Raw genomic sequence first — 17,380 nt, forward strand, 5'->3', positions numbered from 1 at the left:
CCCCCATCCCGACCGCACCGTATCCCCTGGAGCACTCGTGAAGCACGCCCTGCCCCGTCATGTCCAGCACGCCCCCGTCCCTCCTGCCGCGGCGTCCCCGGGTCGTCGCGCCGTGCTCGTCGGGGGCCTGGCCGCCGCCGGAGCCGCCGGGGCGGCGGCCGCGGGCGCCGTCCCCGCGGCCGCGTTCGCGGGCCCGGTGGTGCACTCCACCCCCCAGTGGGGCGCCCGGTCCCCGCGCAGCGCGCCCGAGGTGGTCCGCGCCAGCCCGACCCGGCTGGTGATCCACCACATGGCGTCCCCGAACACGGCGGAGACCTCCCTGGCCCATGCGTACGGGCTGGCCCGGGCCTGCCAGCAGGACCACATGGGCCGGGGATTCGACGACTCCGGGCAGCACTTCACCGTCACCCGCGGCGGCCACTGCCTGGAGGGCCGCGCCGGCTCGCTCGCGGCGCTGCGCGCGGGGGACCGGCATGTGAAGGGAGCGCACGTCTCCGGGCAGAACACAGGGAAGATCGGCATCGAGTGCGAGGGGTCCTACGTCACCGGGCTGCCCACGCCCGCCCAGTACCGGGCGCTCGTGCAGCTCGCCGCGCACATCTGCCGGCAGTACGGGATCCGCCCCGCGGACATCGTGGGCCACGGCGACCTCATGGCCACCCAGTGCCCCGGGGGCGCCTTCCACGCCCGACTCGGGGTGCTCCGCGCGGATGTGGCGCGCACCCTGGCCACGGGCCGCCTGAGCGTGAGCGACCCGAGTGGGCGGGCCGCGTCCATCCCGGCCGACCCGCGCAGGGCCGCGACGACGACGCCCTCCGCCGCGGCGCCGGCCTCCCGCCGCGTGCTCGGCCCGGGCTCCCGCGGGGCGGATGTGAAGCGGGTGCAGGCCCTGCTCACGACGGCCGGTCACCGGGTGCCGCGCACGGGCCTCTACGCCGCCCGCGCGACGGCGGCCGTCCGCGCCTTCCAGCGCCGCAGCGGCCTGGCCCAGGACGGGTTCACGGGCCCGCTGACCTGGGCCGCGCTCGAGGCCGCGGGGCGGCGCTGAGCAGGCGCCCCACGGACGGGGTACGGCGATCGCCGTCGCGCTCCCGGGCCCAGGCGGCACCGCCGGCTCCCGACGCGGCGAAGGCCCCCTCCGAGGAGGGGGCCTTCCACTGTGCGCCCAAAGGGATTCGAACCCCTGACCTTCTGTTCCGTAGACAGACGCTCTATCCAGCTGAGCTATGGGCGCTTGCTCTCCCCTGCGGGGCGAACTCGTAGAACTATACACGCGGTCCGGCGAGGATGCAAAACCGGGGTCCGACCGGCGTCGTCGTCGCTCGTCACCCGGGGTGAGCGGGGTCTCGGGCCGGCCACCTCGGGTAGTCTGGAGCCGACCGTGCAGCCACAAGGACGTGGTGCACCCGTCGCGGGTGTGCACGCCCGGGGTGGGTACGGGACGGTTCAGGACCGATCGGGAGGACTCTCCAGCATGGCAGACAACGCCACCACCTCGTTCACGGAGCTCGCGACCAAGGACGCCCCGACCGACTACGCCCAGCTGCGCGAGTGGGTCGCCGGGATCGCCGAGCTCACGCAGCCGGACGCGGTCCACTGGGTGGACGGCTCCCAGGAGGAGTACGACCGTCTGGCCGCCGAGCTCGTCGCGGCCGGCACGCTGACGAAGCTGAACGAGAAGAAGCTCCCCAACTCGTACGCCGCCTTCTCCGACCCCGCGGACGTCGCCCGCGTCGAGGACCGCACCTTCATCTGCTCCGAGAAGGAGGAGGACGCCGGGTTCACCAACAACTGGATGGACCCGAAGGAGATGCACGGCATCCTCGACGACGCCTTCGCCGGCTCCATGCGCGGCCGCACCATGTACGTGATCCCGTTCGTCATGGGCCACCTGGACGCCGAGGACCCCAAGTACGGCGTGGAGGTCACCGACTCCGCCTACGTGGTCATGTCCATGCGCATCATGGCCCGCATCGGCCGCGAGGTCCTGGACAGGATGTCCCGCGACGAGGCCTTCTACGTGCCGGCCGTGCACTCCGTGGGCGCCCCGCTGGAGCCGGGCCAGGAGGACGTGCCGTGGCCCTGCAACCCCACCAAGTGGATCGTGCACTTCCCCGAGGAGCGCTCCATCTGGTCCTACGGCTCCGGCTACGGCGGCAACGCCCTGCTGGGCAAGAAGTGCTACGCGCTGCGCATCGCCTCCGTGATGGCCCGCGACGAGGGCTGGCTCGCCGAGCACATGCTGATCCTCAAGCTGACCTCCCCGGAGGGCAAGGCGTACCACATCGCCGGCGCCTTCCCGTCCGCCTGCGGCAAGACCAACCTCGCGCTGATCGACCCCACGGTGGAGGGCTGGAAGGCCGAGACCCTGGGCGACGACATCACCTGGATCCGCGCCGGCAAGGACGGCGAGTTCCGCGTGATCAACCCGGAGACCGGCTACTTCGGCGTGGCCCCGGGCACCGGCTGGTCCACCAACCCGAACGCCATGCGCGCCATCGCCAAGGGCAACTCCATCTTCACCAACGTCGCCCTCACCGACGAGGGCGGCGTGTGGTGGGAGGGCATGACGGACGACACCCCGGACCACCTCATCGACTGGCGCGGCAACGACTGGACCCCCGAGTCCGAGACCAAGGCCGCCCACCCGAACTCCCGCTTCTGCACCCCGATCGACCAGACGGACATGCTGGCGCAGGAGTACTTCGCCCCCGAGGGCGTGAAGCTGGACGCCATCCTCTTCGGCGGCCGCCGCAAGACCACCGTCCCCCTGGTCACCGAGGCCTTCGACTGGGAGGACGGCATCCTCAAGGGCGCCACCCTCTCCTCGGAGACCACCGCGGCCGCCGCCGGCGCCGTGGGCGTGGTGCGCCGCGACCCGATGGCCATGCTCCCCTTCCTCGGCTACGACGCCGGCGACTACCTGGCCCACTGGGTCGAGGAGTCCGGCAAGGCCGACGCGGAGAAGTTGCCCCGCATCTACCTGGTGAACTGGTTCCGCCGCAACCGCGACGGCGGCTTCGCCTGGCCGGGCTTCGGTGAGAACTCCCGCGTGCTCAAGTGGATCGTGGAGCGCATCGAGGGCAAGGCCGAGGGGGTCGAGACCCCCATCGGCATCACGCCGACCCCCGAGGCCCTCGACCTCACCGGCCTCAAGGTCGCCGACGCGGACCTCGAGGACGCCCTGAAGGTGGACCCGGACGAGTGGGCCAAGGAGAACGAGCTGATCGCCGAGTGGCTCGGCCAGTTCGGCGAGTCCCTGCCGCAGTCCATCCGCGACCGCTTCGCCGCGCAGCAGGAGCGCTTCGCCCAGGCCTGATCGGTCTCGGGCCCGACCGGCCGGAACGACGCCGGCCCCTCACCTCTTCGGAGGTGAGGGGCCGGCGTCGTGGTGCGGGGGATCAGGTGGCGGCGATCCAGAGGTCCGGGCCGAAGATCTCGTAGCGGATCCTGGGGGCGGGCACGCCGGCCTCGATGAGGGCGGAGCGCTCGGACTTCATGAAGGCCAGGGGGCCGCAGAGGATGTAGTCGGCGCCCTCGGGGAGGGCCGCGGCGGCGGTGTCCACCTTGCCCTCGTGGACGGAGACGCCCTCGGGGGCGGTCTCCGGCGCCACGCCGAACCAGAGGTCGGCCTGCGCGTGGGGCAGGGACGCGACGTCCTCGAGGACCTGGTCGCGCAGGGCCACGGAGTCCCAGGAGGCGTCGCCGTGGAGGACGCGCACCTCGCGCTGCGAGCCGGAGGCGGCCAGGGAGTCGAGGATGGCGGCGGCCGGGGTGATGCCGATGCCCGCGGTCATCAGCACGAGCGGGGCGTCGGAGTCCTGGAGGGTGATGTCGCCGTAGGGGTTGGAGAGCTCGACGACGTCGCCGACCTCGACCTCCTGGATGAGCACGGGGGAGACTTCGCCGGCCTCGTCCAGCTTCACGGTGATGACGCGCTGCCCCGTGGAGGAGGCGGACTCGGAGAGGGAGTACTGGCGGGCCTGGCGCAGGCCGTCGGCGACCGTGACGCGCACGGAGACGTAGCCGCCGGGCCGGCCGGGGGTCTGCGGGGTGTCGTCGGCCGGCTCGAGGCGGAAGGTCACGGCGGCGTTGCCGGTGGGCTCCTTGGCGACGACCTTCCAGTCGGTCCACATCCTGTCGTTCGCCTGGACGGCGTAGAGGTCCTTCTCCAGCGTGATCAGGGCGTCGGCCATGAGCCAGTACACCTCGGTCCAGGCCTCGGCGACCTCGGGGGTGACGGCGTCGCCGAGGACCTGGGCGATGGCCCAGAAGAGGTTCTCGTAGACGACCTGGTACTGGTCCTCGGTGATGCCCAGGGCGGTGTGCTTGTGGGCGATGCGGGCGAGGACGGCCTCCGGGAGGGAGTCGGGGTGCTCGAGCAGGTGCGCGGCGAAGTGCACGATCGAGCCGGCCAGTGCCTGGGCCTGCTCGCCGTTGAGCTGGTTGGCGCGGGAGAAGGTGCCGTCGAGCAGCTCGGGGTGGGCCTCGAACATGTGGCCGTAGAACGCGGGCGTGATCTGGGGCATGTTCGCGGAGACGACGGCGGCGGTCGCCTCGATCACGGGGCGGGACTTCTCGGACAGCATGGGGTCCTCCTGGGGCGGGCGGCGATAAATGGTATTTCCGAGGTGAGATTACTCCTCGTCCGCCGCCCGCGCGACCCGCCTCCTCCGGTGGTCCCGGCCCCTCCGCTCAGGCACCGGGGAGCCGCCGCAGCCCGAGGAACTCGGCGGGCAGGGAGACCAGGTCCCGGACCCGTTGCCGGTCCAGCTCGGCGAAGAACGCCTCCCGGGCGCGGGCGAGCGCGCCGCGCAGGCTGCACGCCTCCAGCAGGGGGCAGGGGGTGCCGCTCTCCAGGCCTTCGCAGTCCACGATCTCGGGACGGCCGCTCAGGGCGCGCACGAGCTCGCCCACCCGCTGGTCCAGGCCGGCCTCGGTGATGACGGCGCCGCCCGCGCGCCCGCGGGCGACGTCCACCAGCCCCCGACGGCGCAGCTCGCCGACGGCCTTGACCACGTGGTTGTAGGGCACACCGATGCGGTCCGCGATCTCCTGGCTGGTCATCTTGGCCCCCGCGTCCCGGCCGAGGGTCATCAGGACCCGCAGGCAGACGTCAGTGAACGCGGTGAGCTTCATGGGCCCATTGTCCCACCCTGACATGCAGGATTGCCGTGCCGTCCCGGACCGCGTACGGCGTCGGGGGCCGGTGGCAGACTGGCGCCCATGAGCACCTCGCCGCAGGATCCCGCCCGTCCGGCCGCCGTCGCGGACCCCGCCCTGTACGCGGAGGCGCTGGGCGTGCTCCGCGCTCTGGTGGGTCGTCCGGACGCCGAGTTCAAGGACGGCCAGTACGAGGCCGTGGAGGCCCTCGTGGCCCACCGGCGGCGGGCCCTGGTGGTCCAGCGCACCGGCTGGGGCAAGTCCGCCGTGTACTTCGTGGCGTCCCTGCTCCTGCGGGCGCGCGGCGCCGGGCCCACGCTGATCGTCTCGCCGCTGCTGGCCCTGATGCGGGACCAGGTGGCGGCGGCCGCCCGGGCCGGGGTGCGCGCCGCGTCGCTCAGCTCGGCCAACGCCACCGAATGGGAGGACGTGCGCCGGTCGCTGGAGGCGGACGAGGTGGACGTGCTGCTCATCTCCCCGGAGCGGCTGACCAACCCGCGCTTCCGGGACGAGCAGCTCCCGGACCTGGTGTCCCGCATGAGGCTGCTGGTGGTGGACGAGGCCCACTGCATCTCGGACTGGGGGCACGACTTCCGCCCGGACTACCGCCGTATCCGCGACCTCATCCGCCTGCTGCCCTCATCCGGGCCGCGGGCGGTTCCTGTGCTCGCCACCACGGCCACCGCCAACGCACGCGTGGTGCAGGACGTGGTGGAGCAGCTGGACGTGGAGTCCCGCCAGGACGTGTTCGTGCTCCGCGGCCCGCTGGCCCGGGCGTCGCTGCGGCTGGGCGTGCTGCGCCTGCCCTCCCCGGCGGCGCGCCTGGCCTGGCTGCTGCAGCACCTGGGGGAGCTGCCCGGCTCGGGCATCGTCTACGCACTGACCGTCTCCGCGGCGGAGGACACCGCGCGGGCCATGCGCGAGGCCGGGCACGAGGTCGTGGCCTACACGGGGCGGACGGACCCGGAGCAGCGGGCACGGATCGAGCAGGATCTCAAGGACAACCGCGTCAAGGCCGTGATCGCCACCTCCGCGCTGGGCATGGGGTTCGACAAGCCGGACCTGACGTTCGTGGTGCACCTGGGGGCTCCCAGCTCGCCGGTCGCGTACTACCAGCAGGTGGGACGCGCCGGCCGAGGCACGGACCACGCGGACGTCCTGCTGCTGCCGGGGCAGGAGGACCGGGCGATCTGGGAGTACTTCGCCACGGCCTCCATGCCGGACGAGGCCCAGGCGAGGGCCGTGCTGGAGGCCCTCGAGGAGTCCGGCGGGGCGATGTCCGTGGCCGCGCTGGAGCCGGTGGTCTCCGTCAAGCGCACCGCCCTCGAGCTGCTGCTCAAGGTGCTGTCCGTGGACGGCGCCGTGGAGCGCGTGGGGGGAGGGTGGCGCGCCACCGGCAGCCCCTGGACCTACGATGCCGAGCGCTACGCCCGCGTGGCCGAGGCTCGGCGGGCGGAGGAGCGGCTCATGCTGGACTACCAGACCACGCAGACCTGCCGCATGGAGTTCCTCGCCCGCACCCTGGACGACCCCACGGCGGCGCCGTGCGGGCGCTGCGACGTCTGCGCCGGCCCCTGGTACCCCACCGGCTGGGACGGTGCGGCGCGGGAGCAGGCGGACCGGGCACTGCGGCGCACCGGGGTCCCCCTGGAGCCGCGGCGGATGTGGCCCTCCGGCATGGACCGGCTCCACGTGCCGGTGAAGGGGCGCATCTCCCCGGCGGAGCAGGCGGAGGAGGGCCGCGCCCTGGCCCGCCTGACGGACCTGGGCTGGGGCTCCCGCCTGCGGGAGCTGCTCGCCGCCCCGGACGCCCCCGTCCCGGAGGAGGTCCTGCAGGCCGCCGTCCGGGTCCTGGCGGAGTGGGGGTGGCAGGAGCGGCCCATCGCGGTGGTGGCCATGCCCTCGCGCGGCCGGCCGCAGCTCGTGGACTCCCTGGCCCGCGGGCTGGCCGGCCTGGGCCGACTCCCGTTCCTCGGCCCCCTCGAGCTCGTGGGCGGCGGGCCCACCGCGGGCCCGGGCGGCAACAGCGCCTACCGGCTGGCCTCCGTCCACGGGCGGTTCGCCGTGCCGGAGGGCATGGCCCGCATGCTCGCCACCGCCCCCGACGCCGGCCGCCACGGCCCCGTCCTGCTGGTGGACGACCTCGCGGACTCCCGCTGGTCCCTCGCCGAGGCGGCCCGCGTGCTGCGCGGGACCGGCGCGCAGGGCGTGCTGCCGTTCGTGCTCGCCCAGAACGGCTGAGAGATCCAGAACGGCGGAGGTGCGGGGAGCGCCTCGGGGCCGTCGTCCGCGTGCGGCGGACGACGGCCCCGGAGCGGGCGCCGGAGGCGGGTCAGCGCGGGGCGCGGACGATCGCCAGGACGGCGTCGCGGACGGTCTCCATGGTCGCCCGGTCCTTCGCCTCGCCGTTGTAGCGCAGGAAGGGCTCCGTGTTGGAGGGGCGCAGGTTGAACCACCAGGAGCCGTCGGCGGCGGAGACGGTGGTGCCGTCCATCCGCAGCACCGAGGTGGAGGTCCCGGCCACGGCGTCCTCCACGGCGGTGCCGGACGCGCCGCCGTCCGCGGCCTGGGGGGCGAAGCGCGCCAGGACGGCCGCCACGGCGGCGTCCTTGTCCTCCACCTGCGAGTTGATCTCGCCGGAGGCGACGTAGGGCTCGTACTCGGCGCCGAGCGTCGAGAGGGGGCCGTCCTGCTCACCGAGGGCCGCCAGCACGTGCATCGCGGCGAGCATGCCGGTGTCCGCGTTGAAGAAGTCCCGGAAGTAGTAGTGCGCGGAGTGCTCGCCGCCGAACACGGCGCCCTCGGAGGCCATCACGGCCTTGATGAAGGAGTGGCCCACGCGGGTCTGCACGGCCCGGCCGCCGTCCGCGGACACGAGCTCCGGCACGGCGCGGGAGGTGATCAGGTTGTGGATGATCACCGGGGTCTCCTCGCCGGCGGCCTTCGCCCGGGCGATCTCCCGGCGGGCGACAAGCGCGGTGACGGCGGAGGGGGAGACCGGCTCGCCCTGCTCGTCGATCACGAAGCAGCGGTCGGCGTCGCCGTCGAAGGCCAGGCCGATGTCCGCGCCGTGCTCCACCACGGCCCTCTGGAGGTCGCGCAGGTTCTCCGGCTCCAGCGGGTTCGCCGGGTGGTTCGGGAACGTGCCGTCCAGCTCGAAGAACAGGGGGGTGATCTCCAGCGGGAGCGCCTCGAGGACCTCGCCGCCGAGCACGGCGGGCGTGGTCTTGCCGGCCATGCCGTTGCCGGCGTCCACCACGACCTTGAGCGGGCGGATGCCGCTCAGGTCCACCAGCGAGCGCAGGTACTCCGCGTAGCCGGTGAGGATGTCGGACTCCGTCACCGAGCCCTGGGCGTCGGCGGCGGGGATCTCCCCGGCGTCGAGGTAGCCCTGGGCGACGTCGCGGATCTCGTACAGGCCGGTGTCCGAGGACACCGGCACGGCGCCGGCCTTGGCCATCTTCATGCCGTTGTACGCGGCCGGGTTGTGGGAGGCAGTGAACATCACGCCGGCCGCCTGCTCCACGCCGGCGGCGTAGTACAGCATGTCCGTGGAGATCAGTCCGATGCGCTGCACGTTCCCGCCGCGGCGGGTGGCGCCCTCGGCGAAGGCCTCGATGAACTCGGGGGAGGACGGGCGCATATCTCCGCCGACCAGGACGGTCTGGCCGGCCAGGCCGAGCACGTCCACGAACGCGGCGCCCACGGCGCGCACCGTCTCCGCGGTGATGGTCTCGCCCACGATGCCACGGACGTCGTAGGCCTTGAAGGAGTCGCGCAGATCGATCGCGTCAGCTGCTGTAGTCACCCGATCGATGATACGGCCCGGCCGTAGAGTGACCACGTGCCCCCCGCCCTCCCTGCTCCGCTCGAGCCCGGCACGCCGCTGTATCGAAGGCTGCTCCTGGGCCTGTTCCTTGCCGGCGTGGCCACGTTCGCACAGCTCTACTCCCCCCAGGGGCTGCTGCCCCTGGTCAGCTCCGACCTGGGGGTGCCCTCCCACCGGGCCGCCCTGCTGGTCTCGGCCGGGACGCTGGGCCTGGCCCTCTCCGTCGTCCCGTGGTCCCTGGCGGGGGACCGGTGGGGCCGTCGGCCCGTGATGGTCGCCTCGCTCGTCTCCGCCTCCGTGCTCGCGCTCGTCGGGGTGTTCATGCCCTCGATCGAGCTCTTGATGGGCATGCGTCTGCTCGAGGGCATGGCCCACGGGGGCGTGGCCGGCCTGGCAGTGACGCTGCTGGCCGAAGAGGTGGCCCCACGTGTCGTGCCGGTGGCGGCCGGCACCTACGTCGCGGGGACGACCCTGGGCGGACTCTCCGGCCGGCTGCTGGCGATGCCGGTGGGGGAATGGGCAGGCTGGCGCGCCGGCATGCTCGCCGTCACCGCAGCGGGGGCCGCCTGCACCGTGGCGTTCCTGTTCGTCACCCCGCCGGCGCGGCGCTCGACGCCGGTGCGGTTGTCCCTCGCGCGGCTGGGTCGGATCATCGGCGGGCACCTGCGCACGCCCGGGCTGGTGGCGCTCTACCTGCAGGCCGCGCTGCTGATGGGCGGCTTCGTGGCCCTGTACAACTACATCGGCTACACGCTGCTGGCCCCGCCGTTCGGGTGGCCACCCACCGCGGTGGGCCTGGTGTTCCTGGCCTACCTGGCCGGCACGTGGTCCTCGCCGCGCGCGGGGCGCCTGGCCGTGCGGGTGGGGCGGTTGAAGGTCCTCACGGGGTCGACGGCGCTCATGGCCGTCGGCGTCCTCCTCACCCTGGTGCCCAGCCCGTTCGTCCTGGTGCCCGCCCTCGTGGTGGCCACCGGGGCGTTCTTCGCGGCGCACTCCGTGGCCTCCGGCTGGGCGGGGACGGCCGCCCCGACCGGCCGGGCCCAGTCCACCTCGCTGTACAACCTGGCGTACTACGCGGGCTCGAGCCTGTTCGGCTGGCTCGGGGGCGTCTTCCACGAGGGCGTGGGCTGGGCCGGCACCGTGTTCATGGTGGCGGGGCTCGCGGCGGTCGCACTCGTCGTCGCCCTGGTGGTCCTGCGCGGCCGCGAGGACGCCGGACCGCCGCCCCCCTCCGCCGTGGCCGAGGGGGCCGCCGCCTAGACTGGTGGGCATGGAATACCTGGTGCCGATCCTCGCCGTCGTGGTGATCGGCGGGATCACCCTGCTCGTGGCCCGTCGGCTCTCCGGTCGCTCCCAGGCCCCCACACGCAGCGCGACGGGGACCGGGGCGGACACCGTGGAGGCGAGCCCCGAGCGCGCCCGGACCGCCGCCCGCCGTCTCGACGAGGCCACGCACCGGGCCGTGTACGGACACATCGCCCAGGGGCGGCCCTTCGAGGCCGTCCGTGACTACCGCCGGGCCACCGGCCGCGGGGTCCGGGACGCCATCCTGGACATCCAGTCCCTCACCCTGCACCCCCAGGTGTGGTCCCTGCCCGTGCAGGCCGAGCCCGCCGACGACGCCTCCCCCGCCGCCGCTGACATGCCCTCCGGGCCGCCCCGGGGTCCCTCGGACGGGCGCGGACGGGACGGCGAGTCCTCCGCGCGTCCCCGTCTCCGTCGAGCCGAGCCGTCCGAGGCCGGACCGGCCCCGGATGCCGAGCCGGCCCCTGGCGGCGATGCCGCCGCCGATCCCGAGGCCGACGGAGCGACGTCCCGAAGGCCGGGGCGCCAGGCCCCGGAGGAGCTCACCACGCTGACCGTGCCCGAGGGCTGGACCGCCGACCCCGCCCCGGAGGAGCCGCCGTTCGAGGTGGAGGTCATGCGCGGCGAGGAGTCCGTGCGCCTGGCCTCCCAGGACCTCCCGCCGTGGCTGCGCGACCAGCTCTCCGCGATGGTGCGCGACGGCAACCTGGAGTCGGCCGCCGTGCAGCTCTCCAGCCACTCGAGCCTGTCCGTGCCGGAGGCCTTCGAGCTGCTGCGCCGCATGAAGGAGCGCCGCGAGGGCCGCGGCTGACCCCCTCCCGTCGCCCGGGCCGTCGTGCGTGGGCCCGCACATGACGAGGGCCCCGGATCCTGACGGATCCGGGGCCCTCGTTCAGTGCGGAGACGGGGGGATTTGAACCCCCGGCCCACCTATCGGCGAGCCCTTCATTAGCAGTGAAGTCCATTCGGCCGCTCTGGCACGTCTCCCTCCGTCCACGGCGGGCGTGACGGCCCACCGATGAACCCGTCCAGCGTACCGCGCGCGGTGGGGCCGCGGCAAAAGGCGGGGCCGTCCCGGGGCGGCGGCAGGCACAGCAGAGGGCCCCGGATCCAGCGTGGATCCGGGGCCCTCGTGGTGCTCAGTGAGCCTCATGCGCCGTCAGGCGCGATGCCTGCTCAGCGGCGACGGCCGTCGACGTCGTCGCCGTCGATCTTGACGTCCTCGTGGGTGAGCTCCTCGGACACGGTCTCGGTGTCCTGCACGGTGCGCTTGCCCAGGGACACCTTCTCGGCCTCCACGGTCTTGTTGACGACCGGGGTCTCCTCGTAGGTGGTCACCTCGATGTCACCGTCGCGGCCGGCGGTGCGGGCCTCGGCGGAGTTCGGGTCGACGGACTCGCGCTCCACCACGACCTCCTCGCGGGTCACGGGGACCTCGACGGTCTCGGTGGTGGTGTAGGACTGCTTGCGCAGGCGGACGCGACCGGTGGCGCGGCGCTCGGTGCCCACGTTCAGCTTCTCGTCCTTGACGACCACGGAGTCGGCGTCGCCGTCGACCAGGTCGCGACGGTCGTTGTCCACGACGTCACGGCGGTCGTTGTCCACGACGTCGCGGCGCTCGCGGTCAGTCACCACGCCACCGGCGGTGCCGGCGGCAGCGGCGTCACGCACGTCGCGGCGGTCGTGGGTGTCCACAGCGGAGTAGTCCATGGAGTAGTACTCGTAGATGCGCTGCTCCTCCTCGGGGGTAAGGGAGCCGTCGGCGTCCACGTTCGGGGCGTCCTTCACGAAGTCCTTGGTGAAGGGGACGGTGATGCCGTCGGTGGTGGTCTGCGCCTGCTGCAGCGGGACGAAGGTCTCCTTGGCGCCGAACAGGCCGGTCTTCACGGTGACGAACGTGGGCTCGTTGGTCACGTCGTCCAGGTAGACCTGGCCCACGGAGCCGATCTTCTCGCCGTCGGTGGAGAAGACGTGGCCGTTCTGCAGCTGGTCGAGAGCGTTGCGATCCATGATGAATGCTCCTTCTGATCTGGATTCTCTGAATCATTCGCCAGTGAGGATTCCCTCGCTGACATTGACCACCATTCCGCACCGGCCACGGGCCCGTCAACACCCCTCCCCCGCCCTTCTCGCATTCCCAGGCTTCTCCCAGAGTTGCGAGGGAATCGTTGGAATCATGCGGTTCGCGAGTCCCCCGTTCGCTGGGGTGCCACGTCTTCACAGCGGATTCGAAGGACCTGGAGGGGGGTCAGGGCCGGCAGGCATGCGGCGAAGTAATCTTGATGAGCGGAGGCAGGCTTCCTCCGGCGGATGAGAGGAGAAGAATGTCGCCACCGTCCATTTCCGAGCCGACCCGCGCCATCGCCGTCGTGGGCGCCGGCCCGCGCGGGGTCATGGTCCTGGACCGGCTCCTCGCCCGTCTGGAGGCGGCGTCCGAGCCCCGGCCGACCGGATCCCTGGCGGTGCACGTGGTGGATCCGTTCCCGCCCGGACCCGGCCGCGTCTGGCGCCCGGACCAGGATCCGCTGCTGCTCATGAACACGCCGGCCTTCTTCCCGACGGCCTGCGCGGCCGACAACCCCGGCCTCGCCCCCTCCTCCGTCTCCCTCTCCTTCGACCAGTGGCGGTTGGCCCGTCCCGACCGCGCCGCCGGCCTCGAGCGCACCGACTACCCGCCGCGCGCCGTCTACGGCCGCTACCTCGAGGACGTCGTCGCCGCCGTCCTCGACGCCCTGCGCGCCCGGCCCGAGGTCGCGGCGGTGACGGTCCACGCCGCCCAGGCCGTCGCGCTGCGCGCCGCCTCCGAGGGCGGCCCGGTCGCCGCCCCGGAGTCGCCCAGCGCCTGGCGCCTCACCCTGCGTCCCGTGGACGGGACGCCGCCCCGGGAGCTGCAGGCCGACGTCGTGGTGCTGTGCCTGGGGCATCAGGACGCCGAGCCGTCCGCGGCCCAGCGCCGCCTGGCGGAGGCCGCGGACGCCTCGCCCGCCCTGCACTACCGCGGCCCCCACCTGCCCGCCGAGCTGGATGTGGACGGCATCGCCCCCGGGGCCACGGTGCTCGTGCGCGGCATGGGACTCAACGCCTTCGACCTCCAGGCGCGCCTCAGCGAGGGCCGCGGCGGCCGGCTCGAGCCGACGGGTGGGGAGCCGGGACGGGCCCTGCGCTACATCCCCTCCGGGCGCGAGCCCGTCCTCCACCTGCTCTCCCGGCGCGGACTCCCCTACCTCCCCAAGGCGGCCGTGGACGCGTTCGTGCCCCGCGGGGTGCGCATGTCCTATCTGACGGACACGGAGGCCGAGGCCCTGGTGGCCCGCCACGGGCAGCTGGACTTGGCCGAGCACCTCTGGCCCCTCCTGCATCGCGACGTGGTGCGCGCCTACTACGCCACCCTGGCGCGCGTGCACCCCGAGCGCCTGGGCGGCCCCGCGGACGCCGGCCGGTTCGTGCGGGAGCTGGTGGGCATGTTCGAGAGCGCCGGCCGCGGCGCCCCCGTGACCGCACGCCACGGCCAGGAGCTCCTCCACGCGTTCGCCCCGGGGATGCGCTTCCTCGACATCCGCTCCTGGGCCGCCCCCTTCCAGGGCGCCGTGTTCGACGACGCCGCCGCCTACCAGGAGGCCGTCGCCGGCGTGCTCGAGCAGGCGTGCGGGGAAGCCGCCGCGGGGGAGGACTCCCCGTTCATGCAGGCCGTCGGCACGCTCCACGCGGGGCGGCTGCGGATCAAGGCGTGGATCGCGCAGGGACTGCTCACGGACGCCTCGCGGATCCGGGACGTCCAGGGCTGGTTCGAACCGCTCGTCGAGGGGCTGGCCTCGGGCCCGCCCCTGGTGCGCGTCGAGCAGATGCTCGCCCTGCACCGCGCCGGCCTGCTGAGCTGGGCCGGGCCCGGCCCGCAGGTGGAGGCCGACGCCGAGGCCGGGGTCTTCCGCGCCCGCAGCCCGCAGGTCGGGGCGGACGACGCCGTGGCCCCCGCCGTCACGGAGGCCGCCTGGCTGGTGGAGGCGATGATGCCGCCGAGCCGGGTGGAGGCCGCCGCCACCCCACTGGTGCGCCAGATGCTGGCGGACGGCGTGGCCGCCGTCGGACGGTGGGAGGACGAGGACGGCGCCCTGCGCTCGAGCTCCGGGTTCGACGTGACGGCCCGTCCCCACCGCCTGCGCGGCGCCGACGGGACCGTGCGCGAGGGCGTCCTGGTCCTCGGGCTCCAGCTCTCCGGCGTCCAGTGGGGCACCGCGATCGCCGCGGAGGCCGGGGCGGACGTCCGGGACCGGGCCCTGTTCCTCGCCGACGCCGACGCGGCCGCGCGGGTCGCGCTCGGGGGCTGACGCGCGGACGAAGCCCACGGGGCCCGGGAGGAGATCCTCCCGGGCCCCGTGGTGAAGGCCGGCCGTCCCGGGCGCCGCGGCGCCCCGGAGGCGGGGTCAGCCGCGGCCGCGGCCCTTGCCCGGGTGGACGCCGGCGCAGCGCATCCACTCGGAGGCGGAGAACCCAGCGGACGCCTTCGCACCCCGCGGGGAGGTGATCAGCGCGCACTGGTCCGCGGGCGGGGTCGGGCGGGTGCCCGGCGTCGGGACGACCGGCGCGGCCGGGGCGTCGAGCTGCAGGCCCACGAGGACCGGGTTGTGGTCGGAGGAGCGCCACTGGTCCGGGGCGTAGAACTCCTCGCCCACGTAGTTGTCCCGCGAGTACTCGAAGGCCACGGACTCGTTGGCGTTGATCATCCAGATGTCCTGGCCGGTCACGGTGGCGTCCGCCGCCGGGGAGGCGTAGATCCCGTCCAGGCTGCCGACGGCGCCGTCGAACGTGTACGAGTACTCGCCCGTCTTGGCGCCCTGGGAGATGTAGCCCGCCGCCTCGAGGACGCGGATCGGGTCCTCCTTCTCGTAGGAGTTGAAGTCGCCCATGAGCAGCACACGGTCGGTGCCGGCCTGGACCTTCATCTGCTCGGCGAACGCCACGAGGGCCTGGGCCATGCGGGTGCGGTCGCCGTTGTAGGCGCCCTGGCCGTCGCCGGTGTCCACGTTGTCGCCGGTGGCGCCGGAGCCGCCCTTGGACTTGAAGTGGTTGGTGATCGCCACGAACTCGGTGCCCACCACGCCCCCGGCCGAGCCGTCCGCCACGCGGAAGGCCTGGGCCATGGGCTCTCGGGCGTTGGCGAAGTTCACCTGGTCGTCCAGGATCACGGACTCGCCCACGGGGGTGACCTCCGCGGGCTGGTAGATGAACGCCGAGCGGATGACGTCCTCGTCGGCCAGGGCCGGGCGCACGGTCGGGGAGGCCACGTAGGCCCACTTGGCGTAGCCGGCCTGGGCGTTCAGCGCGTCCACCAGGTGGGCGAGCGCGTGGTCGCGGTCCAGGCCGAACTTCTCGGAGTTCTCGATCTCCTCGAGGGCCACCACCGAGGTGTCCATGCCGTTGATCGCGGTGGCGATCTTGGCCTGCTGCTCGAGGAAGGCCTCCTCGGTGTAGGCGCCGCGCGGCAGGCAGCCCTTGGTGGAGACGGGCGCGCCGTCCTTGTCCGCGTAGTAGCCGCAGCCGGGGACGTCCTCGCCGAGGGTGGTGAAGTAGTTCAGCACGTTGAACGAGCCCACGGTGACGTTGCCGCCGAGGTCCTCGCGCACGGCCTCCGCGGGGCGCGTGTCGGCGATGTCCACCGGCTGGACCTCGGCCTTGTTCGCGTCCGTGAGGTGGCCGAGCGGCTGGAAGGACCACGCGCCGTAGCGGTAGTCCAGGATCACCGGGGTGCGGAAGTCGACGGCGGAGCCCACCCGAGCGGGGGCGTCGGCGTCGATGTAGGGCAGGGCGTTCTGGTTGCCGGGGGAGCGGAAGAAGTTCGTGGAGGCGCCGTCGTCCAGGACGATCAGCCGCTGCGCGTTGTCCGCGGCCACGGCCTGGGCATCGGCGCCGGGCAGGGCGACGGAGGTCGGGTTCGGCAGCGGGGAGGTGCCCGGGGCCAGGCCCAGGGAGCCGTACTGGTTCACGTCGTAGTTGTCCGTGACGGTCCACGCGCCGGCGGGGGCGAGCAGCTCGCCCTCGTGCGCCTCCTTCTCCGCCTCGGTCAGCGGGAAGGCGAGCTCGCGGGCGGTCACGGGGGCGCCGGCCTCCGCGGCCTGGCGGACGCCTCCGGCCTCCGCCTTCACCTGGGTGAGGCCGTAGTACTCGGCGACGTCGCCGGTCACCGTCACGGTCTGGCCCAGGGTCACGGAGCCGACCTCGGCCGGGGCGTACACGAAGACGCCGTCCGAGGCGCCCGGGGTGGCGTCCTCGGCGCCGCCGGTGCCGGCGGTCTGGATGTAGAAGCCGTCGTAGCCACCCGTGGAGTACACGGCCGTGACCACGCCGGTGGTGCTCACGCGGCGGCCCTCGAGCGGGGAGGTCGCGCCGGTGCCCTGGATCTCGGCGACGGTGACGGACGGCGCCGGGGCCGGAGTCGGATCGACGGGGTCCACCGGGTCCACCGGGGCGGTGCCGCCGCCCGCGGCGTTCTGCGGGGTGACGTCCGCGGTGACCGTGAAGTCGGCGGCGTTGTCGTCCGTGTCGGCGCCTCCGGTGCGGGCGATGGACTTCGGGTCCGAGTTCGCGGCGGGCGCGCCGGACGCGGCGGTCTCGAAGGTGTTGGTGGCGCCGTAGCCGAGCACGTCGGCGACGCCGGCCACCTGGTCGGTGACCACGGAGCCCGTGGGCAGCCCGGCGACGGTGCCGGCCTGGTCCGCGAGGACGATGGTGCCCTTGGTGCCGGCCGGGTTGAAGGACGTGGTGAGGTCCGGCGTCGGGAGGGCGGCGCCCGTGGCGCCGTTGGAGCCGCCCTGGATGAGGAAGTGGCCCTTGGCGGGGACGGTGCCGGAGAGCGCGACGGTCGTCGACGGGGCGGTGGTGCCCGTGGCGGAGCGGTACTGCAGGGACCAGCCGTCGAGGCTGATCGGCTGGTCCGTGGGGTTGTAGAGCTCCACGAACTTGTGGGTGAACAGGGCGCCGGCGGAGCCGCCGTTCGTGTAGGCCTCGTTGATCACCAGCGAGTCACCGGCCGGAGAGGCCTGGGCGGGGAGGGCGAGGACGGCGGGGGCGAGCAGGGTCGCGGCGGCC

General features: G+C 73.7%; 11 protein-coding genes and 2 tRNA genes. 6 read left to right on the forward strand and 7 right to left on the reverse strand.

What is annotated here, in order from left to right:
* Nucleotides 1-1,048, forward strand: a 1,048-nt coding sequence (locus tag MHY29_RS06710) for an N-acetylmuramoyl-L-alanine amidase (protein ID WP_239239213.1), incomplete at its 5' end; no start/stop codon positions are given.
* Nucleotides 1,049-1,160: 112 nt separating this feature from the next.
* Here the strand turns inward: MHY29_RS06710 and MHY29_RS06715 are convergent.
* Nucleotides 1,161-1,234, reverse strand: a tRNA-Arg gene (locus MHY29_RS06715).
* Nucleotides 1,235-1,474: 240 nt separating this feature from the next.
* On the opposite strand from MHY29_RS06715, the gene MHY29_RS06720 reads away from it, so the two are divergent.
* Nucleotides 1,475-3,319 (forward strand): phosphoenolpyruvate carboxykinase (GTP), encoded by a 1,845-nt coding sequence (locus MHY29_RS06720; protein ID WP_239239216.1) that lies wholly within the window; start codon nt 1,475-1,477, stop codon nt 3,317-3,319.
* An 82-nt stretch (nt 3,320-3,401) separates the two neighbouring features.
* Here the strand turns inward: MHY29_RS06720 and MHY29_RS06725 are convergent, their stop codons facing one another.
* Nucleotides 3,402-4,589 (reverse strand): globin domain-containing protein, encoded by a 1,188-nt coding sequence (locus MHY29_RS06725; protein ID WP_224355633.1) that lies wholly within the window; start codon nt 4,587-4,589, stop codon nt 3,402-3,404.
* Between the two features lie 106 nt (nt 4,590-4,695).
* Nucleotides 4,696-5,139 carry an Rrf2 family transcriptional regulator gene (locus MHY29_RS06730; RefSeq protein WP_239239219.1) on the reverse strand — a complete coding sequence of 148 codons (444 nt, stop codon included), beginning with the start codon at nt 5,137-5,139 and terminating at the stop codon, nt 4,696-4,698.
* An 87-nt stretch (nt 5,140-5,226) separates the two neighbouring features.
* On the opposite strand from MHY29_RS06730, the gene MHY29_RS06735 reads away from it, so the two are divergent.
* Nucleotides 5,227-7,404 carry a RecQ family ATP-dependent DNA helicase gene (locus MHY29_RS06735; RefSeq protein ID WP_239239221.1) on the forward strand — a complete coding sequence of 726 codons (2,178 nt, stop codon included), beginning with the start codon at nt 5,227-5,229 and terminating at the stop codon, nt 7,402-7,404.
* Between the two features lie 91 nt (nt 7,405-7,495).
* On the opposite strand, the gene MHY29_RS06740 is transcribed toward MHY29_RS06735, so the two are convergent.
* Entirely contained in the window at nt 7,496-8,971 is a 1,476-nt protein-coding gene (locus tag MHY29_RS06740) for a phosphomannomutase/phosphoglucomutase (RefSeq protein WP_239239224.1), read from the reverse strand.
* 36 nt (nt 8,972-9,007) lie between these two features.
* Here MHY29_RS06740 and MHY29_RS06745 point away from each other — a divergent pair, with 36 nt between their 5' ends.
* Both MHY29_RS06745 and MHY29_RS06750 read left to right on the forward strand, forming a co-directional pair.
* Complete coding sequence (locus MHY29_RS06745; RefSeq protein WP_239239226.1) at nt 9,008-10,252, forward strand: MFS transporter; 1,245 nt, start codon at nt 9,008-9,010, stop codon at nt 10,250-10,252.
* Nucleotides 10,253-10,262: 10 nt separating this feature from the next.
* Nucleotides 10,263-11,108, forward strand: coding sequence for a hypothetical protein (locus MHY29_RS06750; protein ID WP_224355628.1), 846 nt, complete (start codon nt 10,263-10,265; stop codon nt 11,106-11,108).
* A gap of 87 nt (nt 11,109-11,195) precedes the next feature.
* Here MHY29_RS06750 and MHY29_RS06755 read toward each other — a convergent pair.
* Nucleotides 11,196-11,284, reverse strand: a tRNA-Ser gene (locus MHY29_RS06755).
* A gap of 189 nt (nt 11,285-11,473) precedes the next feature.
* Entirely contained in the window at nt 11,474-12,307 is an 834-nt protein-coding gene (locus tag MHY29_RS06760) for a PRC and DUF2382 domain-containing protein (RefSeq protein WP_239239229.1), read from the reverse strand.
* Nucleotides 12,308-12,621: 314 nt separating this feature from the next.
* On the opposite strand from MHY29_RS06760, the gene MHY29_RS06765 reads away from it, so the two are divergent.
* Nucleotides 12,622-14,622: an FAD/NAD(P)-binding domain-containing protein gene (locus MHY29_RS06765; RefSeq protein ID WP_239239232.1), complete on the forward strand. Its 2,001-nt coding sequence runs from the start codon at nt 12,622-12,624 to the stop codon at nt 14,620-14,622.
* Between the two features lie 96 nt (nt 14,623-14,718).
* Here MHY29_RS06765 and MHY29_RS06770 read toward each other — a convergent pair.
* The coding region (locus MHY29_RS06770; RefSeq protein WP_370643468.1) for an ExeM/NucH family extracellular endonuclease at nt 14,719-17,380 on the reverse strand (2,662 nt) is incomplete at its 5' end.

Origin of the sequence: Micrococcus sp. ACRRV, assembly GCF_022346985.1 — a bacterium.
GTDB lineage: Bacteria > Actinomycetota > Actinomycetes > Actinomycetales > Micrococcaceae > Micrococcus > Micrococcus porci.